We start from the raw sequence: 21,326 nt of genomic DNA, 5'->3' as shown, positions 1-21,326 counted from the left end.
CGTGGGGTTGACGGTCGACGGGGGGTGCTCAGATCTGCGCTGGGACGCTCGCCCGGTGCTGCACGGTGGCGAGCGACGGCAGTACGGACGCGGTGGCGAGGCCCGGCCGGTGACCGTGTACGACGGCCGCGACCTCGCGGACGGCGGCGCCCGGGTCGGCGCTCTCGAAGACGCGGCGACCCACGGCGAGGCCGCGGCAGCCGGCATCCAGGGCGGTGGCCGCGTAGTCGGCGAGGCTGCCGCTGTCGCTCGGGCCGCCGGCGACGAGGACCGGGATGGGGCAGCTCTCGGTGACCTCCGCCATGCCCTCGGCGGGTACCGCCCACGTCGTCTTCACCATGGTCGCGCCGAGGTCGGCGGCGATGTTGACGACGTGCGAGAGCAGGGCGGGGACGTGCGGGTCGGCGATGCGGGGACCGCGCGGGTAGACCATGGCCAGCAGGGGCAGGTTCCACTCCTGGCAGGCACGGGCGACGGTGCCCAGGTCGGCCAGTTGCGCGGCCTCCGTGTCGGCGCCGATGTTCACATGCACGCTCACCGCGTCGGCGCCCGCCCTGACGGCGTCCGCGACGTCGCCGACGAGGATCTTCGCGTCGCCGTCGGGCGCGTGCGGGGTGCTCGCGCTGAGGTGGACGATCAGCCCGCAGCTGCGCAGCAGTTGGGGGTCCACCGCACGGGCGCGGCCTTTGTGCACCACGATCGCGTCGGCTCCGTTGTCCACGACCGTGCTCACCAGGTGGTTGAACCGGGCGGCGGTGGTGATGGGGCCGTCGGCCACGGAGTGGTCCATGGGCACGAACAGGAAGTGGCCGGCGCGATGTCGAGAGAGCCGGGAGAGCCTGACGTCCAGTCCCGTGGTCAACGCAACCATATTCGATCTACCCCCAAGTGGCGGAAACACTGAGGAGATTCTTTCGGCGCCCCGGCCTGCGCAGAATCCTCGAAAGGACAGCTCCTGCGGGGCGCCGGAACAGGCCATCGGAGGTAGCCGTACAGGCAGTCCACCGTCGCCTTCGCACCCACCCCGGTCCGTCAGCCCCTGGAAGCGCACACGCGTCCGGGCCCGCCGCGTGATGGACGCGACGGGCCCGGGGGGGGGCACCGGGGGAGTGTGCCCCGAATGAGTGCGGCCGTGGAGGCCGGCGGTGATGCGTGGTGCGGGGTGGGTCAGGAGGCGGCGCCCTGCGGCTGGGCGTCGTTCGCGGGTGCCGTGCCCGGCACGGCCTGCGGGGCCTCGCCCTGCTTGATGGCGAGGCTGATCAGCAGAGCGACGGTCACCACGGCGGCGCCGATCCACGTCAGCGCCGTCGTCGAGGCGCCCGCGAGGACGGCGCCGCCGATCGCGGCACCGACCGCGGTACCCAGGTACAGGGCAGAGTTGAGCAGCGAGACCACGATGCTGGTGTGCTGCGGCACGATGCGCATCAGCTGGTACTGGAGCGGCAGTTGGACGTGGGCCACGGCGAACCCGTAGAAGAGGATGACGACTCCGGCGGCGACGGCGTTGAACGCGCCGTAGGGGAAGACGGCGATGATGACCGCCACTGCCGCGAGCGCCGTGCCCAGCATGAACTTGGGCGACGTGCCCTTGTCGAGGCGGGCGCCGGCCAGGGCGTTGCCGACGAACGAGGTCACCCCCGCGATCAGCAGGTAGACCGGCAGGCTCTTGGTGGAGACACCGGCGCTGTCCTTGAGGATCGAGGGCAGGAAGGTGTAGACGAGGCCCATCTGCGCGACGCCGTACAGGAACATCACGAACATCCGTCCCAGCACCCGGCCGTCGGTCAGGACGGCGAACCGGTCCTTGAGGCCGGGTGTGGGCGCGGCGCCGACGGACGGGACGAGCGCGGCGATGGTGATGATCGCGACGATGATGACGCCGACCACGACCCACAGGGCCGCGCGCCAGCCGACCTGCGTGCCGACGAGCACACCCACCGGCACACCGAGGATCGTCGACACGGACAGGCCGCTCATGATGGTGCCGAGCGCGCGGCCCTGCTGGGCCGGCGGCACGAGTTGAACGGCCGTGCCCACGGCGGCCGGTGAGTAGACGCCGCCGACGGCGCCGGCCAGGACGCGGACGAGCACCATCACCCACAGCGAGGGGGCGAGGGCGCTGGCCGCGTTGGCGATCGCGAAGATGGCGAGGGCGTAGAGCGCGAGCTTCTTGCGGCCGACCTTCGCCGTGGCCACGGCGAGCAGGGGGGCGCTGATCGCGAACGCGAAGGTGAAGCCGGTGACGACCTGGGCGACTGCGGCGAGGGACACGTCGAAGGAGTCGGCCATGCCCGGCAGCAGCCCGGACAGGATGAAGGCGTCGAGTCCGATGGCGAACATGCCGAGGGCGAGTGGTGCGATGCGTTTCATCTCTTCTCCCAAGGGGCGAGCGGGATTTCGGGGGACAGGTTTTCGAACGAATGTTCTATATCGAGAGTGGGGAAGGGTGCCGCGGGAGCAACGGTTCGGGGGCTAGCGGATCTGCCGAGAGGCGAGGGCGGAGGCGAGCTCGTCGATCGAGGGCGCGCGGGCGACGCGCTCGGCGTGCACCGCGATGAGCACCTTGGCCTCGGCCTCCCAGGTCGCGCGGAGCTTCCTGTCGAAGTCCGGTCCCACACCCAGCGGGCCGCCGTCCCGCACGCGGTGGAACTCCTTGAGGTCGTCGAACGCGTCGGGAAGGCTCCGGATCTCCGCGTTTCCCTCGATCGTCTGCCAGGGGCCGTACCAGCTCTCGGACACCACGCAGATCGCCACCCGGGGATCGCGCCGGATATTCTGTGTCTTGGCGGTCACCTGGCTGGAGGTGACGAGAAAGCAGTCATCTCCGATCGCCAGGCCGGAGACGGGGGACGCCTGAATTCCGTCGTCACGGCGGCGTGTTATCAGCACCGCGCGTACGGGTCGCACGACCCGTCCTTTCACGTCTCTCGCCATCGGAGAATTCCTTTCAGACACTCGGGGACATTGTGTGGGACTTGTTTGTTCCGCCTGCCCGGCTGAAATGAGGCATGGCGAAACAGCGCTCCGTGCGTTCGGGGACGTTCACATCTCGGCGTACGGGGAGTCCGCCGTCGTCATCGGCGCGGGGTGCGGCCCCGCCGGTCGCGGGCGACCGCGGCGACGTGCCGCGGGCCCGCCGGGACCTCCTCCAGCCACCAGCACTCCGGCCGGTGCCGGCCGCCGCTGACCCGCAGTCCGTCCGCCGTCCGCCGCACCCGGAAGGAACGCGGGCCGCCCGCGAGCCCGATTCCCTCGGCCTTGAGCAGTGCTTCCTTCCAGGTCCAGCGGCGCAGCAGCCACCGGGTGCGGTCCGGGGTGGCGACCCGGTCCCACTCCTCGAGCTCTGCGGGCCCGAGGATGCGCCGGGCCAGTCCGTCGGGCAGGCTCACCGGTCTGACCCACTCGACGTCCACGCCCACCGGACCCGCCGTACTGACCGCCACCGCACAGCAGTCGGTCGTGTGCGCCAGGCTGATGTGCAGATGCGGCGCGTCGGGCAGGAACGGCCTGCCCAGCGGGTCGCGGGCCGGTCGCACCTCGCGGGTGGAGCAACCCAGATGGTGCGCCACCGTCGTCCGCAGCAGCGCGCGGGAGCGGATCCACACGCGCCGCGCGGAGGGCGGCATCCGGTCGGCCCGGGCCCGCTCGTCCGGGCTGAGGAGCGCCCAGTCGGGCTCCGGGCCGGTGGCTCGCTCGGCTGCGTCCAGCCTGCTCAGGTGGACGACCGGAGCGTCGGACTCGTCATCCACTGGCGAGCAGGCCCTGCTTGAGCGCGATCGACACGGCCTGCGTGCGGTTGGGGCAGTTGAGCTTGGCCAGCACATTGGTGACATGCCGCTTCACACCGTGCACCGATATGCCGAACCGCCTGGCTATCTGTTTGTTGCTCAGCCCCTCGCCCATCAGGTGCAGGACGTCGTGCTCACGCGGGGTCAGCCGCACCTGTGCCTGGAAGGCGCGGGCGCCGCCGCTGCGGGCCCGCGCCATGAGCTGGCGCACCATGGTCGCCGGAATCGGCAGGTCACCCCGGTCCAGTCGCTCAAGCGTCTCGTTCATGCACTCCAGCGTGAGATCGGACTGCACGAGGAACCCGTCGGCCGGCAGGGCCGCGATCCGCTCCACCGCGCTCGCGTCGACGCGGGCGAGCAGCACGAGAACCTTGACTCCGAGCCGTCCCGCGTTCTCTGTCAGCTGAAGCAGGACGTCCTCGCCGTCGGTGGCGTCGACGATCACCAGGGAGTACAGGCCGCTGCGCAGGATGTCCGAGGCGGACGCGACATCGTCGTGCGGCTCGATATGGCGCGGCGGATCGAGCCGTTCGAGCATGTTGCAGATTCCCCAGCGTATGACCTCGCTGGACAGGGCCACGAGTACGCCTCTGCCGGCCGAACGTGCACCAACGGCGGTGGATTCCTTGAGCATCACCAAGTCCGACATGCCAACCCCCTGTAAGCACTTCATCGAATCGGAGCGAAACGGTGGAGCGCTACACACGAGAATCCGTGGCTCTTTTTCCGCGGAGCCACGGATTCTCGTGGTAGGACGCCTGGACTTCATCGGCCGGGACCGGGACGCTCCGAAGTCCATAGTGATCGAACGACGCAGCTCGATCCACTTTTGAGAACCTCAGGATCCTGACTGACAACAACCTGACGTGTCTGGCGCGAGGGTGATGCGCGCGTCCCGGCGAATTTGGTATAAGCGGCAACTATTTTACGGGCCGGAGTTTCCGGGTCCCGGCGTCAGGCCGATGCGCCGAAACGATCCTCCAGGGGCCGTTCCGCGTCGCAGATGGCTTCGTCGCCCAGCGAGCGGCCGACCTCGAAACCCGCCTGGAAACGGCTCGCGGCCCCCAGTCCGTCCAGCATGTGGGCGATGCGGCGGCGCAGAGTGCGTACGGACATGCCGAGGCGTTTGGCGACGAGCTCGTCCTTCGCGCCCGTGCACAGCATCCGGATGATGACGGCGTTGACCTCCTGCGACACGTCCTCCAGGCGCGCCCCGCGCCAGCCGCCCTGCGAGAACGGGCGGGCCCTGAGCCAGTAGTCGGTGAAGACGGACTGCAGAACGCCGACCATGGCCGGATCGGTCACCACCGAGACGCCCTCCCGCTCGGCCGCGGGGACCAGGGCGAGCGAGTCACTCAGGACGAGGAACCAGCCCGGCAGCGTCTCCATGGTCCTGACCAGGCCGCCCTGCTCCTCCACGAGCCCCAGTTCCTCCCGCAGTTCGGGGTCGAAGCGCGTCACGTGCTGGCAGAGCATGTGCAACTCCACGCCACGCTCGAACAGTTCGGGGCCCAAGGCGGGCAGATCCTTGAGTACCTCGGGCCGCAGGCCCGCCCCCGACCGCATCTCCAGCCATGGCCCGGAGGCGGTGCCGGCCACCTGGGCCACGAAACCCAGCACCTCCTCGTCGGGCAGCGTCTGCCCCCCGCCGACCGCTAAGCCCGGCTGAGGCAGCGTCGCGAGGGACTGCCGCAGCCGGACGATCGCCGTCTCGGCCTGCTGGGCCAGCTCTTCCAGCGCCCCGGTGCCGCCCCCTTCGTGTACGTGGTCGTGTTCGCCTTCTTCCGATCGCATGACCGGGTCCCCCCTTGTGTGACGCCCGCCTGAGCAGCGGATTGCTTACAGCAAACTCAACTTAGAGCGTTCAGGGGGTTACTCAAAGATCTTTTGGCATGGAAGTAACAATTCCGCCTACTATCGCCGCCTCACTGAGCTGCGGATTTCGTAAGTCGGCCCTGTGCCGTGTGGAGTAGCTCACGGTTGCGGACGACCTTTCCGTTCGAGGTGCGCGGCAGCCGGGCGACGTAGTGGAAGGCACGCGGCAACTTGTACGAGGCGAGCCGCTCACGGCACCAGCCGAGCAGGTCACCGCGGGACAGCTCGCCACTCGTGACCACATGGGCCTCGATCGAATCGCCGAACACCACCACGGCCTCCTCGATCAGCGGGTGTTCGGTGAGGATCTGCTCCACCTCCGTCAGATCGACCTTCAGACCACCCACCGCGACGAGTGAGTCCGAGCGTCCGGTGATCTCCAGCGCCTCGCTGCCGGGCCGGACCGAGCATCGGTCCTTGGTGTCGAGCCAGCCGTCCTCGTAGCGGTCCGCCCGGTCTGCGTACAGATAGGGGCACTCCGGCAGTTGGACGCGCAGGGTGCCCTCGCGGACCTTCGTCCGCAGGCCCGGCACGACCTCGCCCACGGCCGGCGGTCCGTAGCGGCCTCCCAGGTCGGTGGCGATGATTCCGGTCTCCGTCATGCCGTACGCCTGGCCGACGGTGATGCCGTAGCCGGTCTTGAACTCGTCGTACACCTTCGCGTCGAGCAGCTCGCCGCCGCTGACCGCCAGCCGCAGCGCGGGGAGTTCAGGGACCTGAGGCACTCGGCTGAGCAGGCTGAAGTGGAGCGGTACGCCGAAGACCGCCGCGATCTCCCGCTCGGCCAGCATGCGCACCAGCTCCCGGGCCTGCGGCCGACTGCTGAAGTGCAGCGGCGCGCTGACGTCGAGGCCGTGCAGGACACCACCGATCAGACCGAAGGAGTGCATGATCGAGCTGAGCAGCAGCACCCGTTCACCGGCGCGCGGCATCTCGGACAGCCGCGCGAAGCGTCCGATCTCCTCGTACAGCGACGCGTCCGTGCGGCCGATCACCTTCGGCAGGCCCGTCGACCCGGAGCTGAACTGCACCAGCGGATGCGCCGACTTGGCGGGCCGCCCCGACTTCAGCCGGATCCCTTCGACGGGCGTCTCGTCGCGGAACGAGCTGAAGACACCGCCGAGATCGCCTGATGTGACATGGAACTGGGGCTCGCACAGTTCGATGAGCCGGTTGGTCTCCGTCCTGGTCAGCCGCGGGTCGAGCAGCTGCACCTGGGCGCCGAGCGACCAGAGGGCGAACAGGGTCGACAGCATGGAGAAGCTCGGCATCATCTGCACGGCCACCGCGCTGCCCTCGGTGATGCTGCGCGCCTGGAGCGCCGCACGCTCGTACTCGACGCGTTCCCTCAGCTGGTGCCGGGTGACCACGGTCTCCCCGACGGCCCAGACGTCGTCGTCGCCCGACCCGGTCACACGGGATTCGAGCCAGGACCTGAACTGTGTGCTCTCCGCCATTTCCGTCCGTTCCTCAGGTAGTCGCGAGGCGTGAGGCCCCGTCGAGCCGGACCACCTCGCCGTTGATCATGGGGTTCTCCACGATGTGCCGGACCAGGGCCGCGAACTCCTCGGGGCGGCCGAGCCGTCGCGGGAACGGGGTGCCGCCCACCAGCGCGCCGCGCACCCGGTCGGGCAGCCCGGCGAACATCGGGGTGTCGAACAGACCAGGCGCCACGGTCACCACGCGCACCGCGTGTCCGGCCAGGTCGCGGGCGAGCGGCAGGGTCATGCCGACGACACCCGCCTTGGATGCCGCATAGGCCGCCTGGCCCTGCTGCCCGTCGTACGCCGCGATGGAGGAGGTGCAGACGATGACACCGCGCTCCTCGGGCTCGCCCTCGCCGTCGTCGGCGCCCCGCGCGCGGCGGAGCATCGCCGCCGCGGAGGTGCGGACCAGGTCGAAGGTACCGATCAGATTCACCTGGACGAGGCGCTGGAACTCCGCGAGAGGCAGCGGGCCCTTGCTGCCCACGACGCGTCCGGCCCCGGTCGCCCCGGCGCAGTTGACGACGATGTGCGGGCCGCCCCGGCGCTCCGCCATGGCCACCGCGGCGGCCACGTCGTCCGGATCCGTGATGTCGCCGACCGCGAAGGACGCCCCCTCGCCGAGCTCCACCAGGGCCTTGTGCCCGCGCTCCGCGTCGCGCCCCATGACCAGAACATCCGCACCCGCCGCCAGCAGCCGCTCGGCCACGGCGAAGCCGAGGCCGGAGGTGCCGCCGGCGATGAGCGCGACCTTTCCCTCGATGTCCATCTACTGCGCCGACACCAGGAAGTCGTCGTCGTCGGTCCACTTGATGACCGTGCCGCCATGGCTCATCCCGGCTCCGAAGGAGGCCAGTACGACGGTGTCTCCCGCCCGGACGCGGCCGGTGTCGACGGCCTCGCGGAGCACCAGCGGCACCCCCGCGCCGGAGGTGTTGCCCAGGCGCTCGACGTTGGTGAGGGTGCGCTCCGGCGGCAGCCCGATCTTCTCCATGAGGAGGTGGATCAGATGGTAGTTGGCTTGGTGGAAGATGATCAGATCGATGTCCTCGACCGTCATCTCGTGGTGTTCGAGCAGTTCGAGAACGAAGTTCGGCATGTTGTCCAGCGCGAAGTTGCGCACCGAACGGCCGTGCATGTGCATGAAGTTGCTGCCGAAGCCGGACAGCTTGTCGCTGCCGTCCTTGGACCAGGTGCGCTGCTCCCGCTTGATGAACGCGGTCTCGTACGCGCTCGGGTCGCTGCGCAGCAGGGCGGGCGTCATGCCCGTGCCCGGGGCACACGGTTCGAGCAGGTAGCAGGCGGCGGCGTCACCGAAGATCACGCCGACCGTGCGGTCCTCCGGGTCGAGGGTCTTGGTCGTGGTGTCGGCGAGGACCACCGCGATCCTGCGGTACTGGCCCGACAGCAGGTACTTGGCACCGACGTCGAGGGCGAACGTGCCGCCGGGGCAGCCCCCGCTGTTCACGTCGAACCCGGGAACGCCGGTCAGTCCCAGCTTGCGTGCGATGGCCACAGCAGCCGCCGGCAGCATGTGGTCGGGCGTGAACGTGCCGCAGATGACCAGGTCGATCGAGTCGGGGCTGACCCCGGCCCGCTCGCAGGCGTCGAGCAGCGCGGCGGCGCCCAGGTCGGACGTGCGCTCCTCGGGGGCGGACCAGTGCCGGGTGTTGACGCCGATGTGCTCGCTGATCCAGGCGTCGGTGGTGTCCAGGCGCTCCTCAAGGTCTGCGTTGGTCACCACCTGGCTCGGCACGTACCCTCCGATGGCCCGGATGCCCACGCCGTACGGAATCGTGCTGGCAGCCTTCGTCATAGGTCGGGACTCTCCTCCTGGCGGTCGCCGCCAACGCGGCGACTGGATGGGTGACTTCGCGGCTGGTGGTGACGGCCGCCGAGGGCCGTCGTCGTGGATGACCTCCGTGGACGGCCTCCGTGGACCGCCACCACCAGCAGCCAGTGCGGGGCGGACGAGTGGTTTCGTGGTGGGCCCGGATTCGTCCGGCGCCGCCCTGGAGCGGGTCCCGTCCTGCGACGCCGGATCCCACTCGTCCGATTCCTGCACGGGGTGTGTGCCCTGCCCCGTACTGCCGTGCCAGCCTCGCGTCCGGACCGGCCCGCGGTAAGGCCCGTTGGCGGTGCCCTTTCGTCGCGGCCGAAGGGGGACTCCCGCCGGGCAGCCGGTCGACCGCTCCAGAGGATTAGCCTCGGGCCATGATCGCTGCCTACGCCGCCCGTATCGATCCGCAACAGCCCCTGAACGGACTTGAGTTGGGCGAGCTGCCGGAACCATCGGTGCCCCACGGATGGACGACCGTCCAGCTGCGGGCCGCCTCGCTCAACCACCATGACCTGTGGTCGCTGCGGGGCGTGGGCCTCGGCGAGCAGGACCTGCCGCTGATTCTCGGCTGTGACGGCGCCGGGTTGGACGCCGAGGGCAACGAGGTCGTCATTCACTCCGTCATCGGCGAGAGCGGCCACGGCGTCGGAACCGACGAGCCGCGCTCGATGCTGTCGGAGAGATACCCCGGCACGTTCGCGGAGCGCATCGCCGTGCCGCGCTGGAACCTGCTGCCCAAGCCCGCCGAGCTCAGCTTCGCCGAGGCGGCCTGTCTGCCGGGCGCGTGGCTGACCGCGTACCGGATGCTGTTCACCAACGCGGACCTCAGCCCCGGCGACACCGTTCTCGTGCAGGGCGCCGGCGGCGGAGTGGCCACCGCGGCGGTGGTCCTCGGCTCCGCGGCCGGCTTCCGCGTCTTCGTCACCAGCCGCGACGACGTCAAGCGCAAGCGGGCCGTGGCGCTGGGCGCCGAGGCCGCGTTCGAGGTGGGGGCCCGGCTGCCGCAGCGGGTCGACGCGGTCCTGGAGACCGTGGGCGAGGCCACCTGGTCGCACTCGGTCCGCGCGCTCAAGGACGGCGGCCGGCTGGTCATCTCCGGCGCCACCAGTGGCCCCAACCCCCCGCTGGGCGAGCTCCAGCACATCTTCTACCGGGAGCTGAGGGTCATCGGCTCGACGATGGGCAGCAAGAAGGAGCTCGCCGCTCTCCTCGACTTCTGCGTGGCCAAGGGCGTGCGGCCCGTGGTCGACTCGGTGTTCCCGATGCGCGACATCCGCCACGCCTTCGAGCGCATGGAACGGGGCGACCTCTTCGGCAAGATCGTCCTGGCGATTCCGTAGCCGTACGTTCGGCGGTCCAGCGCGGCACAACGGCCGTGCGCGGAACGAAGGGCCCGACGGACTGGGGCGCGCCGCGCGTTCGCGGCGCGCCCCAGTCGTTCGCGTACGTCCGTGAGACAGGACGTACGCAAGCCGGTACGTCCCTCACGTACGGGCCGTGGATCAGTGGCCCATGCCCAGGCCGCCGTCGACCGGCAGCACCGCCCCCGTGACGTAGCTTGCCCCGTCGGAGGCCAGCCAGGTCACCGCGGAGGCCACCTCGTCGACGGCGCCGTGCCGGCCCAGCGGGATCTGGCCGCGGATCTGCTCACGGCGCTCCTCGGGCAGTTGCTCGGCCATGTCGGTGAGCACCAGGCCCGGCGCCACCACGTTCACGGTGATGCCCCGCGAGCCGAGCTCACGCGCCATGGAGCGTGCCATGCCGATCATCCCGGACTTGCTGGCCGCGTAGTTGACCTGACCCACTGTGCCGGTCGTGCCGGCCACCGAGGACATCAGGATCACCCGGCCCCAACGCCCCTTGAGCATGCTGCGTGCGGCGCGCCGGGAAACCCGGTAGGCGCCGGTCAGGTTGGTGTCCAGCACCGAGGTGAACCGTTCCTCGGTCATCCGCAGCAGCAACGTGTCATGAGTGATCCCGGCGTTGGACACCAGGACCTCGACGGGCCCGTGCGCGTCCTCGACTTCCTTGAACGCGGCCTCCACCTGCTGGGTGTCGGTCACATCGCACCGCACACCGAAGATGCCCTCGGGCGGTGCGCTGCCGCGGTGGGTCACCGCCACCTTGTCGCCGTTCTCCAGGAAGGCACGGGCGACCGCCAGCCCGATGCCCCGGTTTCCTCCGGTGACCAGCACGGAACGTGCCATGGTTGATGTCCTCTCGTACGTCTGGTTCAAGTCGTCGGCAGGGAGTCCGCCGCCACCACGGCCTCGCCGCGCACCGTGAGCGTGCCGTCCGCGAGCCGGACGGCCAGCGCGATCCGTGCCAGGAGCTCGCCGTCGGCGCCCTGCTCGACCGCGGTGACGCGTCCGGTGCAGTGCGGCCGCGCGTGCACCGGAGTCATCGCGGAGAAGCGCGCCTTGAGGGAGCGGACGGCGCCGAGCGGGACCCAGGAGGTCACCAGCCTGCCGAGGAAGGCCATCGAGAGCATGCCGTGGGCCAGCACGTCGTCGAAGCCGGCGGCCCGGGCCGCGTCGGTGTCGATGTGGATCGGGTTGTGGTCGCCGGACGCGCCGGCGAACAGGGCGAGCGTCGCCCGGGTCACCTCGTCCGGGTGCAGGTCGGGAAGTTCCGTACCCACCAGGGACGTCGACGTCGGTGCGGTCATCGCTCGCCCTCCGGGTGACGCACCATGATCACCTGGTGCAGATCGGCGACGGCGGTCCCGTCGGGGCGGGTGACCGCCGTGTCGCGGACCACGAACTCCATGGTTCCGGCGCGCCGCCGGTACACGTCGGTGATCACGGGAGAAAAGACCAGCTCGTCGCCGGCGTGTGCCGTCTCGTGGTAGTTGAAGGACTGCTCGGTGTGCAGGACCCGGCTCGGGTCCACCGGTGGTCCGTCCGGCCCCTGGGCGTGCGCCTGGTGTTCCAGTTCGAGCCCGAAGAGGAAGGTGGGCGGCACGGGCAGATCGTGGTGTCCGGCCTCCCGGGCGCGTTCCAGACTGGTGAACTCGGTGTCCTCCAGCCCGATGACGCTCCCGAAGAACCTCAGCCTGCCCCGCTCCACGGTGACCGTGAAGGGTGTGAGCCGGGCTCCGGGCGACAGCGCCGGGCCGGTGTCCCGCGTCAACCGTGGCGACGGCCTCGGACCGGTCTCTTTCGTCAACTGTGGCGACGGCCCAGGGCCGGTCTCGTTCGTCAATGGTGCGGTGTCGGCCATTCGGCACTCCCCACTCGGTGAGCGGCCCGCCCCGGAGAGCCAAAGGGGGAGGCTCTCCGGGGCGGGCCTGTTCGGGCGCGCTGAGGTGCGGCTGTGCTGCCCGCCGCCTACTTCTCGATGCAGAACTCGGCGACCGGCCACCCCACGTGCCGCTTGTCGGTGGCGATGTAGCCGAGAAGCTGGTCCCCGGCCTTGAGCTCGGTGACGTTGAGTACCGCGGCACCCGGGCCGAGGACGCGGACGTGCCAGTCGTCCTGGACGGTCAGGCTGACCTCGACGCCCTCAGGCGAGAGCGCGTGGATCGTGAGCAGCGGACGCGACTCCAGCTTCACCCGCCCGACCACGATCCGGCGCGTCTTGCCGTCCGCGGTGACGCCGAGGATCGTGCTGCCGGCCTTCAGCTCGCTCAGGTAGTTGGTGCGGTTGTCCTCGCCGAGGACGTACGAGTGCAGGGCACCGGCGTTGACCCGGAAGGGGCGCGTCGGCATGTAGGGCAGCGGGTGGGTCTCGCTCACGCCGAGAATGAAGCCCGAGGCGTACGAGCCGATGAGGATGCCCTCGTCCTTGCCGAAGTGGGTGCAGGTGTCGACGCACACCCGGTCGCCGAGACCGTTGTGCTCGATGGACTGGACCGTGAGGGTGGTCAGGTCCAGGTCCGGGGTCTTGGCGCCGAGCAGCTCGACCAGGCCGAACACCTCGTTGGAGTCCTTCGCCCCGTACAGCAGGCCGTCGGAGCCCTTCTCCAGCACGTCGACGATGATCCCGGCCTCTTCGAGATCGCCGGCCTCGCAGATCAGGCGGCCCGGAGACTTGTCGGCCGCGGCGATGACGATCTCCAGCGGGATCTTGGTGGGGTCGCGGAACTTGACGAGCGTGTTCGGGAGCGCGATGGCCGCGGCGCAGGCCAGCCGCAAGGTCGGGTCGTCGACGACGTCGACGTAGGCGCCGACGGACGTGCCGCCGTCCACGGTCAGCTTGAGCTTGTCCAGCTCCTCGACCTTGGAGATGGGGGTCAGGATGATGTCGGCGATGTCCGCGGCCTCGGGCGGAAGCGGCGCGTCGGCGGCCGGCAGCAGGACCTTGAGGACGGTCGGTGGCAGAGCGGCGAGCACCTCCAGTTTGTCGTCGAGGACACCTTCGAGACGCGCATGGACGGCGGCGTCGACGACGGCCTCCTGGTGCTCAGCATTCACCGAACGCAGATCGATCCAGGCAAACTTCACGGACTTTCCCTTCCAGGAATGCAGAGATGCAGAGATGCAGGAATGCAGAGATGCAGGTATGCGGCAGCGCAGAGATGTTGGCGATCAGAAGAGGGAGGAGAGGGCCTTGAGGCGGCCCTCGATGACGGCGAGCAGCTGGGGCGCCTCGGCCTCGCCCTCCCCGGCGCCGAACAGCCGAGTGAAGACGAACTCGCTCTCGTTGTCGGACACGGCGATGAGCCGGGTGAAGGCGCGGTGATCACCGTGCTCGGACACCACGCGGAAGTCGACGACTCCCGTCCCGCGGTCGGCCGAGGAGCGCACCTCGACCGGGCCGAACGGCGTGTCCACGGTCCAGTGGTCGCCGTCCTTGCGCGACGCGCGCGCGAAGTCGGTGCACCAGTCGGGCAGCCGCTCCGGATCGGAGACGACCGCGAACACGTCGGCGAACGGCACCGAGATACTGATGCTTCCTGTCACGCTTCCCATGCAGACTCCCTTGCTGGGTACTTGTGCGTAGTGGTGGAGAACGGTGGCCGGTGAAACCACCGGTCGGTGGTGCCGGTCCGCGCACGGTGGCCGACTGACGCCCGGTGGCCGGTCGGCGCGCGATGGCGCCGGGTCAGGCGAAGTCCTCGGGGCCGCACCAACGCGTCACCAGTGCCCCGTAGTTGAGGCCGGCGCCGAAGGCGGCCAGCACGACCCGGTCGTCGGGCCCGATCTTTCCCGCGTCGACGGCGTCGCGCAGGACCAGCGGGACCGAGGCCCCGGAGGTGTTTCCGATGTGCTGGATGTTGGTCAGCGTCTTGTCCCGAGGCTGGCCCAGCGTGTCCAGGATCGTGTGCACCATGTGCCGGTTGGCCTGGTGCAATGCGAAGAAGTCGATGTCGTCGAGGCCGAGGCCCGCGTCGGCCACCGTCTTCTCGATGAGTCCCGGGACGCTGCCGAGCACGAAGTCGCGGATCCCGCGGCCCACCATGACGGTGAAGTTGTCCCCGAAGCCGGACTGCCGCCGCTCGCCGTTCTCGGCGAACCGGGGCTCACGCGTCACATAGCCGGTGGACTGGCCGGACGGCTCGCTGCCCAGGCGCGCCGAGCCCAGTCCGTCGGCACCCGAGACCACTGGCTCCAGCAGATAGCAGGCGGCCGCGTCACCGAAGATGACGGCGACGGTGCGGTCCTGCGGGTCGAAGATCTTCGTACTGACGTCGGCGAGGACCACGGCCACCCTGCGGTAGGCGCCCGAGGCGATGAAGTTGGCGCCGACCTCCAGCGCGTACACCGAGCCGGGGCAGCCGCCGCTGTTCACGTCGAAGCCGGGGGTCCCGCTGATGCCCGCCTTGCCCATGATGGTGACGGCGGTGCTCGGCAGCATGCGGTCGGGGGTGTACGTCCCGCAGATCACCAGGTCCACGGAGGCAGGGGAGACGCCGGCCCGCTCGCACGCGTCCAGCAGCGCGCGGGCTCCCAGGTCCGAGGTCCAGTCGTCGGGGTCCGAGTAACGCCGGGTCTCCACACCGATGTTGGCGCGAATCCACTCGTCGGTGGTGTCGAGGGTCTGCTCCAGTTCCTGGTTCGTCACCACGCGCTCGGGGACGCTGATGCCGATCTCCCTGATTCCGGCGGTGATGCCGGCTCTGGGTCCGGCGGCGGCATGTGCCATGTCCTGCACCTTTCCGGCCACCTGGGCGGCCTGGAGTCGTTGCTCGGTCAACCTGGTTCGCTCAGCCCCGCGCGTCGGCGTACGAGGCGAGCCGGGTGTAGTCGCCGCGGTGGAACACCAGCGGCTCCCGGTCCGCGTCTCCCAGGTGCAGTGCTTCGACCCGGCCGAGGACGATCAGGTGGTCCCCGCCCGCGCTGAACGTCTCCACCACGCACTCCATCGACGCCAGGGATCCCTGGACCAGCACCGAGCCGCGCGGCCCCACGAGATCGCCGAGCTGTCGCTGCGCCTGTATGCCGACCGGACGGTCGCGGGAGGCGAAGAGCGCCGACACCTGCCGCTGATCCGCGGCGAGGAAACTCAGGGTGAACTCCCGCCGCTGGGCGATCCGCCGGGACACCCGCCCTTCGGGCCGCAGGCAGACCGACATCAGCAGCGGGGCGAGCGACACGGACGTCACCGAGTTGACGGTCAGAGCCTCGGTGCTCCGGCCCGCCCCGGACGCCACCACCGCGACGCCCGTGGGGAAGCGGCCCATGGCCTGCCTGAATTCCCTGCTGTCGACGGCAGGCCGCGCCACCGCCCCCTTGTCGAGCATCGAATCCCTCCTTCGGAGCTTGACCGTGTCCACCTGCTGTGGCCTGCCCTGAACACTGCGGTGCGGGCGACGGAGCCGGAACGCTCATCGGGAGAGCACCTTTGGGCTCGACCAAAGAGCAGGAGACAGGTGTCGGTATGGGTCGGCAGGATTTCCTCCGAAGGCCTGTCGATCGACGGCCTGTCACTTCGCCGCGCGCGGCTCCGGCTCGGGGTGCGAGAGCGCCGTGACGGCACCGGGCGGGCAGCTGAGTACGAAACGGTTTCGTTTTCGGCGAGGCTCCTGTACCGTCCCTTCGGTACGAAACGGTTTCGTACCGAAGGGAGGTTCGTCATGGAGACGGCAGCGCGCCGCACCCGGCGCCGCACGCCCGAGCGGGAGGCGGAGTTCTGCGGGACCGTGCTGGAACTGCTCCGCGAAGTCGGCTACGACACCCTGACGATGGACACCGTCGCCGCCCGCACCCGGTCCAGCAAGGCAACCCTCTACCGCCAGTACGGCAACAAGGCGCAGCTCGTGTGCCAGGCCCTGCGGCACGCGAAGCCGGGAGACCTCGAAGAGATCGACACCGGGACCTTGCGCGGCGACCTTCATGAGCTGGTGTCGCGCGGGGACGACTGCGGCATGGAGCGTGACTCCGCACTGATGCAGGGGCTCGCCATGGCGGTACGCGCCAATCCCGATCTACGGCGCGCCTTCAAGGACCTGCTGATCGAACCGGAACTGCGTGCCGTCGAAACGATGCTGCGGCGCGCCGTCGACCGGGGTGAGGTGCGTGCGGACCATCCAGCGCTGGCCTATGTGCCGCACATGCTGGTCGGCGCCTTCATGGCGCGGAGCCTGATCGAGGACCGGCCCCCCACCCCGGACTTCCTCGCCGCGTACATCGACGCCTCGGTCCTCCCCGCGCTCGGATCATGACCCCCTCTCCCTCGGAGCCTGCCCGCTCTCTGGGAGCACGGTCCCCCCCGGAGCCTGCCTTCGCGCTCTCGGAGCCCGGCTCCCGCGCACCTCCCTTTCACCCCCACCTGCCCGCAGATCCAACGACCCGACCGGGAGTACGACTCGTGGCCACGTTCCTCTACAAACTCGGCAAGTTCGCCTTACGACGGCGGCACTTCGTCGCACTGATCTGGGTGGCGCTCCTCGCGCTCGCCGGGTTCGGTGCCGCGTCCGCGCCCACCGCCGCCTCCAGCTCCTTCTCGGTCCCCGGGACCGAGGCACAGAAGGCGTTCGACCTCCTCGACCAGCGCTTCCCGGGCTCCAGCGCCGACGGCGCCACCGCCCGGGTCGTCTTCAAGGCGCCGGACGGCGAGAAGATCACCGACGCCGCCAACAAGGCCGCGGTCACCAGGACCATCGCGGGCCTCAAGTCCAGCTCGGACCAACTGGCCTCGGCCACCGACCCGTTCACGGCCAAGGGGGTGAGCAAGGACGGCACGACCGCGTACTCCTCGGTCAAATACAAGGTCACCTCGATGGAGTTGACCGACGCGACCCGCGACTCCCTGAAGGGCGTCCAGGCCGAGCCGGGACACAAGGGACTCGTCGTGGAGATCGGCGGTGACGCCCTCCAGGCCCCGCCCGAGACCGGTCCGTCCGAGATCATCGGTGTCCTCGTCGCCGCGATCGTTCTCGTCATCACCTTCGGTTCGCTGCTCGCGGCCGGGCTGCCGCTGCTGACCGCGATCATCGGCGTCGGTATCGGCGTCTCGTCCATCACGGCGCTCGCCAGCGCGCTCGACCTGGGCACCACGACGTCGACCCTCGCGATGATGATCGGCCTCGCGGTCGGCATCGACTACGCGCTGTTCATCGTCTCCCGCTACCGCGCCGAACTGGCCGAAGGACACGGGCGCGAGGAAGCCGCCGGGCGGGCCGTGGGCACGGCCGGCTCCGCGGTCGTCTTCGCCGGACTCACGGTGGTCATCGCCCTGGTCGGTCTCTCCGTCGTCAACATCCCGATGCTGACCAAGATGGGTATCGCGGCCGCCGGCACGGTCGCCATCGCGGTCCTCATCGCGCTCACCCTCATCCCCGCGCTGCTCGGCTACGCGGGCAAGCGCGTCCACGGCCGCAAGGCCCGCAAGGCCCTCGAAAACCATGTGGTGACCGCGGAGAAGCCCAACCGGGGCACGCGCTGGGCGCAGTTCGTCCTGCGCCGCCCGGTGTGGATGCTGCTCGCGGGCGTGGTGGTCCTCGGCGCGGCCGCGGTGCCGGTGGCCTCGCTGAAGATGGGCATGCCGGACGGCGGCTGGCAGCCGCCCCACACCACGCAGCGCAAGGCGTACGACACCCTCTCCGACGCCTTCGGCCCCGGCTTCAACGGTCCGCTGGTGACGGTCGTGGACGCCAGGAAGTCCCAGAACGCCAAGGGAGCCGTCGCCCGGGTCGAGAAGGAGATGCACGCGCTGCACGGCGTCGCGGTGGTGACCCAGGCCGCCTTCAACAAGTCGGGCGACACCGCGACCATCACCGTCATCCCGAAGTCCAAGCCGAGTTCGGCCGAGACCGAGGAGCTGGTCCACGCCATCCGCGACGCGAGCGCGGCCATCAAGGCGGACACCGGTGCCGAGGTTTTGGTAACCGGCGCCACGGCGATGAACATCGACGTCTCGCAGAAGCTGAACGACGCGCTGATCCCGTATCTGGCGCTGGTGGTGGGCCTCGCCTTCCTGCTCCTGATGGTGGTCTTCCGCTCGGTCCTCGTTCCGCTGAAGGCCGCGTTCGGCTTCCTGCTCTCGGTGGTCGCCGCCCTCGGCGCGGTCGTCGCGGTCTACCAGTGGGGCTGGCTCGGCTCGCTCTTCGGGGTGGAACAGACCGGACCGATCATGTCGATGATGCCGATCTTCATGGTGGGTGTGGTGTTCGGCCTCGCGATGGACTACGAGGTCTTCCTCGTGACCCGAATGCGGGAGGCGTACGTCCACGGCGAGCAGCCGGCGGACGCCATCGTCACCGGGTTCCGGCACGGGGCCAGGGTGGTCACGGCCGCGGCCGTCATCATGATCGCGGTGTTCTCCGGCTTCATCGGCTCCAGCGAGCAGATGGTGAAGATGATCGGCTTCGGTCTCGCCATCGCCGTCTTCTTCGACGCGTTCGTGGTCCGCATGACACTCGTCCCCGCGGTACTGGCCCTGCTCGGCAACCGGGCGTGGTGGCTCCCGAAGTGGCTCGACCGCGTGCTGCCGAACGTGGACGTCGAGGGCGACCGTCTGCGCAAGCAGCTTGCCGCTCAACAGGATCCCTCGCCCGGGAAGGACCGAGAGCCGGCCCGGGCCTGAGCGGCCTGCCGACAGCGGGTGGAGGCGCCGCCCGAGTGGGTGGGGGCGCCTCAACCGTTCGAGCTGTATGAGGAGTTCGCCGCGCCTCTTCCTCATGTGCCGGCCGCCCACCGCGGCCGCACCTGGTCGCGTGGACCGAGGTTCACAGCACCTCGCGATGGACGAGGGCCGAGAGGACGAGGGCGCCCGGGAGCAGGGGTATCCAGACGGTCAGGACGCGGTAGCCGATGACGGTTGCCGTGGCCAGGGACACGGGGGCGCCGTACGCGGCCATGGTGAAGACCATGGCCGCGTCGACCGGGCCGATGCCGCCCGGGGCGGGCACCGCGCCGACGGCGGTACTGGCGAGCAGCAGCGCGAGGACCACCTGGGCCCAGGACAGCGGCAGTCCGAGCGAGAACCCGACCGAGGCGATCACGCTCCCCTGGAGCACCGGGGTGACGGCCGACCCGCCCCACAGGGCGAGGACGCGGCTGGGCCGGGTGTGCAGGGTCCGCGCCTCGGTCAGGGCGGTGCGTACGAAGCCGAGCGCCGGGCGGCGCAGCGGGCGTACGACCGTCAGGAACAGGGCGGCGGTGGCGAGACCGAGCAACGCGGCCCCGGCGGCCATGAACAACGTCCAGGTGTCCGGGGTGAGGTCGCCGAGCCGTAGCGCGTCCGGGAAGGCCACGAGGAAGACGACGAGTACCACCGTCTTCGCCAGCGGCTTGACCAGCGAGTACAGGGCGAGCGAGGCGGTGGCTCGGGCCAGGGGTATGCCGCGGCGCTGGAGGAAGCGCAGGGTGACGGCATGGGCGCCGATGCTCGCCGGAAGGATGTGGTTGGCGGCGCCCGCGGCGAACTGCGAGGCGAGCAGCGGCCCGGGCGGCAGCCGTTCGGGCAGGGCGCCTTGCCGGACGCACGCGGCGGCCACCCAGCCCAGGCAGGTGAAGAAGACCCCGGCCAGCAGCCACCGGGGATCGGCGGCGGCCAGCCGGGCGGCGCCCTCGCTCACCGCCCGCCAGTCGACCGCCGCCCACGTCCCGATCGCCAGGAGCGGCAGCAGGGTCAGCGTCAGACGGGTGAGACGGGTCAGGCGTGCGGCGGCGGGGGACCGGACGGGGGCGGGGCGCGCTACGGGGAGATCGTCGAGCGGGAGCGGGGACACGGCGCACATCGTCCTTCCACGTCACGCCCGCGGTAGCGGCGGACGGACACAAGAAGAGGCTTGAGCGGAGGGGGACAGTGGGAACGTTCCCGCCCGGTGTGACGGCGCGGTGTCCGGGAGGGGAAGGGGCACCAGCGGCTGGGCGACACGGCCGGGCTCGTCGTCCTGTGGGGCAGGGCGGTTGGCGCTCCCGCCGTCGAAAGGTAGAAAGAGGGGGCGCACTCGGAACGCACCTGCCGAGTGAGACGGACGAGATGGACGAGACGGACGAGACAACGGAGGCCCCTCATGACGACTCTGCCCGATCGGCCGAACACCGCGCTGCTCGTCATCGACGTCCAGAACGGGGTGGTGGCGGGCGCCCACCGGCGCGACGAGGTGGTCGCCAACATCGACACCCTGGTCGGCAAGGCCCGCGCGGAGGATGTGCCGGTGGTGTGGGTGCAGCACTCGGACGACCAGCTCAAGCGCGACAGCGAGAGCTGGCAGTACGTGCCGGAACTGGTCCGCCGCGATGCCGAGCCCCTCGTCCACAAGAACTACGGCGACTCCTTCGAGGACACCGACCTCGAGGCGCTGCTCGCCGAGCGCGGGGTGGGCCGGCTCGTCGTCACGGGCGCCCAGACCGACATGTGCATCCGTGCCACCCTGCACGGGGCCTTCGTACGCGGGTACGACGTGATGCTGGTCGGTGACGCACACACGACGGAGGACCTCAGCGCGTACGGAGCGCCGCCGCCGGAGCAGGTGATCGCGCACACCAACCTCTACTGGACGTGGGAGAGCGCACCCGGGCGGCGCGGGGGCACCGTCGGCACGGCGGAGGTGTCCTTCGCGGCGGTCGCCGAGGACTGAGCCGTTCTGATCGGATCCCATCGGATCCCATCGGCGGTCGCCGCCCGTCAGCCGTTCGCCCGCGCGGCCCGTTCGACGACGTGGCCGAGGGAGAACAGGTCTTGCGTCCACGTCGCGGAGCAGCGCCAGTACCGCGGAGCGCTCCCGCCGCGCGACGGACCGCGCGTGCTCGTAGTCCCCGATGGTGAGGGAGCGGCCGTGCGCCAGGAGTTCGTTCAGCGGTGCGCTCAGCCGGTCCGGGTGGGTGCTCTCCTCGGCCGGCGTCCGCGCGGCCTCGTACGCCATCACCGTGACGTGCGCCTCGACGAGGCGGGGAGTGAGGGCGGGCCAGTCGACGTCCACGAGCACGGCGCCGTTCGCCACGGCGT

General features: G+C 70.2%; 21 protein-coding genes. 4 read left to right on the top strand and 17 right to left on the bottom strand.

Annotation, left to right across the window (positions count from 1 at the left end):
• Positions 1–28: 28 nt before the first annotated feature.
• The 9 genes from AQJ27_RS31610 to AQJ27_RS31570 all read right to left on the bottom strand — a co-directional run bounded on the left by AQJ27_RS31610 (position 29) and on the right by AQJ27_RS31570 (position 8,963).
• Positions 29–871, bottom strand: a complete 843-nt coding sequence (locus tag AQJ27_RS31610) for a 2-amino-3,7-dideoxy-D-threo-hept-6-ulosonate synthase (RefSeq protein ID WP_079065391.1) — start codon at positions 869–871, stop codon at positions 29–31.
• A 296-nt stretch (positions 872–1,167) separates the two neighbouring features.
• Positions 1,168–2,370 (bottom strand): MFS transporter, encoded by a 1,203-nt coding sequence (locus tag AQJ27_RS31605; protein ID WP_067375939.1) that lies wholly within the window; start codon positions 2,368–2,370, stop codon positions 1,168–1,170.
• A 102-nt stretch (positions 2,371–2,472) separates the two neighbouring features.
• Positions 2,473–2,907: a pyridoxamine 5'-phosphate oxidase family protein gene (locus tag AQJ27_RS31600; protein ID WP_159064432.1), complete on the bottom strand. Its 435-nt coding sequence runs from the start codon at positions 2,905–2,907 to the stop codon at positions 2,473–2,475.
• Positions 2,908–3,074: 167 nt separating this feature from the next.
• Positions 3,075–3,749, bottom strand: coding sequence for a 4'-phosphopantetheinyl transferase family protein (locus AQJ27_RS31595; protein WP_067375935.1), 675 nt, complete (start codon positions 3,747–3,749; stop codon positions 3,075–3,077).
• Entirely contained in the window at positions 3,742–4,437 is a 696-nt protein-coding gene (locus AQJ27_RS31590) for a helix-turn-helix transcriptional regulator (RefSeq protein ID WP_159064431.1), read from the bottom strand. Before AQJ27_RS31590 ends, AQJ27_RS31595 begins: the two co-directional genes overlap by 8 nt.
• Before the next feature lie 305 nt (positions 4,438–4,742).
• Positions 4,743–5,582: a hypothetical protein gene (locus AQJ27_RS31585; RefSeq protein WP_067375933.1), complete on the bottom strand. Its 840-nt coding sequence runs from the start codon at positions 5,580–5,582 to the stop codon at positions 4,743–4,745.
• A gap of 131 nt (positions 5,583–5,713) precedes the next feature.
• Complete coding sequence (locus tag AQJ27_RS31580; protein WP_067375931.1) at positions 5,714–7,120, bottom strand: class I adenylate-forming enzyme family protein; 1,407 nt, start codon at positions 7,118–7,120, stop codon at positions 5,714–5,716.
• 13 nt (positions 7,121–7,133) lie between these two features.
• On the bottom strand, positions 7,134–7,916 hold the full coding sequence (locus AQJ27_RS31575; protein ID WP_067375929.1) for an SDR family NAD(P)-dependent oxidoreductase: 783 nt from the start codon (positions 7,914–7,916) through the stop codon (positions 7,134–7,136).
• The gene (locus AQJ27_RS31570) at positions 7,917–8,963 is read right to left on the bottom strand and encodes a 3-oxoacyl-ACP synthase III family protein (RefSeq protein WP_067375927.1); all 1,047 of its coding nucleotides are present in this window, start codon (positions 8,961–8,963) and stop codon (positions 7,917–7,919) included.
• A 398-nt stretch (positions 8,964–9,361) separates the two neighbouring features.
• Between AQJ27_RS31570 and AQJ27_RS31565 the strand changes: the two genes are divergently transcribed.
• Positions 9,362–10,327 (top strand): zinc-binding dehydrogenase, encoded by a 966-nt coding sequence (locus AQJ27_RS31565; RefSeq protein WP_067375925.1) that lies wholly within the window; start codon positions 9,362–9,364, stop codon positions 10,325–10,327.
• A 162-nt stretch (positions 10,328–10,489) separates the two neighbouring features.
• Here AQJ27_RS31565 and fabG read toward each other — a convergent pair whose 3' ends face one another.
• From fabG to AQJ27_RS31530, 7 genes are all read right to left on the bottom strand, one after another.
• Positions 10,490–11,194 carry a 3-oxoacyl-ACP reductase FabG gene (fabG, locus tag AQJ27_RS31560; RefSeq protein WP_067375923.1) on the bottom strand — a complete coding sequence of 235 codons (705 nt, stop codon included), beginning with the start codon at positions 11,192–11,194 and terminating at the stop codon, positions 10,490–10,492.
• A gap of 26 nt (positions 11,195–11,220) precedes the next feature.
• Positions 11,221–11,655 (bottom strand): MaoC/PaaZ C-terminal domain-containing protein, encoded by a 435-nt coding sequence (locus AQJ27_RS31555; protein WP_067375921.1) that lies wholly within the window; start codon positions 11,653–11,655, stop codon positions 11,221–11,223.
• A complete protein-coding gene (locus AQJ27_RS31550; protein WP_235613803.1) occupies positions 11,652–12,119 on the bottom strand; it encodes an FAS1-like dehydratase domain-containing protein in 468 nt (155 codons plus the stop codon). The genes AQJ27_RS31555 and AQJ27_RS31550 overlap by 4 nt, the downstream gene beginning before the upstream one ends.
• A gap of 197 nt (positions 12,120–12,316) precedes the next feature.
• On the bottom strand, positions 12,317–13,432 hold the full coding sequence (locus AQJ27_RS31545) for a 3-dehydroquinate synthase II family protein (protein WP_067375919.1): 1,116 nt from the start codon (positions 13,430–13,432) through the stop codon (positions 12,317–12,319).
• 84 nt (positions 13,433–13,516) lie between these two features.
• Positions 13,517–13,900 (bottom strand): SRPBCC family protein, encoded by a 384-nt coding sequence (locus tag AQJ27_RS31540; protein ID WP_067375917.1) that lies wholly within the window; start codon positions 13,898–13,900, stop codon positions 13,517–13,519.
• Positions 13,901–14,033: 133 nt separating this feature from the next.
• Positions 14,034–15,074 (bottom strand): 3-oxoacyl-ACP synthase III family protein, encoded by a 1,041-nt coding sequence (locus AQJ27_RS31535; RefSeq protein ID WP_067376012.1) that lies wholly within the window; start codon positions 15,072–15,074, stop codon positions 14,034–14,036.
• 61 nt (positions 15,075–15,135) lie between these two features.
• Positions 15,136–15,672: a flavin reductase family protein gene (locus tag AQJ27_RS31530; RefSeq protein WP_067375915.1), complete on the bottom strand. Its 537-nt coding sequence runs from the start codon at positions 15,670–15,672 to the stop codon at positions 15,136–15,138.
• A gap of 333 nt (positions 15,673–16,005) precedes the next feature.
• Here AQJ27_RS31530 and AQJ27_RS31525 point away from each other — a divergent pair, with 333 nt between their 5' ends.
• Positions 16,006–16,593, top strand: a complete 588-nt coding sequence (locus AQJ27_RS31525) for a TetR/AcrR family transcriptional regulator (protein ID WP_067375913.1) — start codon at positions 16,006–16,008, stop codon at positions 16,591–16,593.
• A 146-nt stretch (positions 16,594–16,739) separates the two neighbouring features.
• Positions 16,740–18,956: an MMPL family transporter gene (locus AQJ27_RS31520; RefSeq protein ID WP_067375911.1), complete on the top strand. Its 2,217-nt coding sequence runs from the start codon at positions 16,740–16,742 to the stop codon at positions 18,954–18,956.
• A 142-nt stretch (positions 18,957–19,098) separates the two neighbouring features.
• Here the strand turns inward: AQJ27_RS31520 and AQJ27_RS31515 are convergent, their stop codons facing one another.
• Positions 19,099–20,103, bottom strand: a complete 1,005-nt coding sequence (locus tag AQJ27_RS31515; protein WP_067376010.1) for a lysylphosphatidylglycerol synthase transmembrane domain-containing protein — start codon at positions 20,101–20,103, stop codon at positions 19,099–19,101.
• Between the two features lie 288 nt (positions 20,104–20,391).
• Here AQJ27_RS31515 and AQJ27_RS31510 point away from each other — a divergent pair, with 288 nt between their 5' ends.
• Positions 20,392–20,958, top strand: a complete 567-nt coding sequence (locus tag AQJ27_RS31510; RefSeq protein WP_067375909.1) for a cysteine hydrolase family protein — start codon at positions 20,392–20,394, stop codon at positions 20,956–20,958.
• The last annotated feature ends 368 nt before the right edge of the window (positions 20,959–21,326 follow it).

This window comes from Streptomyces olivochromogenes, from assembly GCF_001514115.1.
Classification (GTDB): domain Bacteria; phylum Actinomycetota; class Actinomycetes; order Streptomycetales; family Streptomycetaceae; genus Streptomyces; species Streptomyces olivochromogenes.
This window is presented reverse-complemented; position numbering and strand designations above follow the sequence as displayed.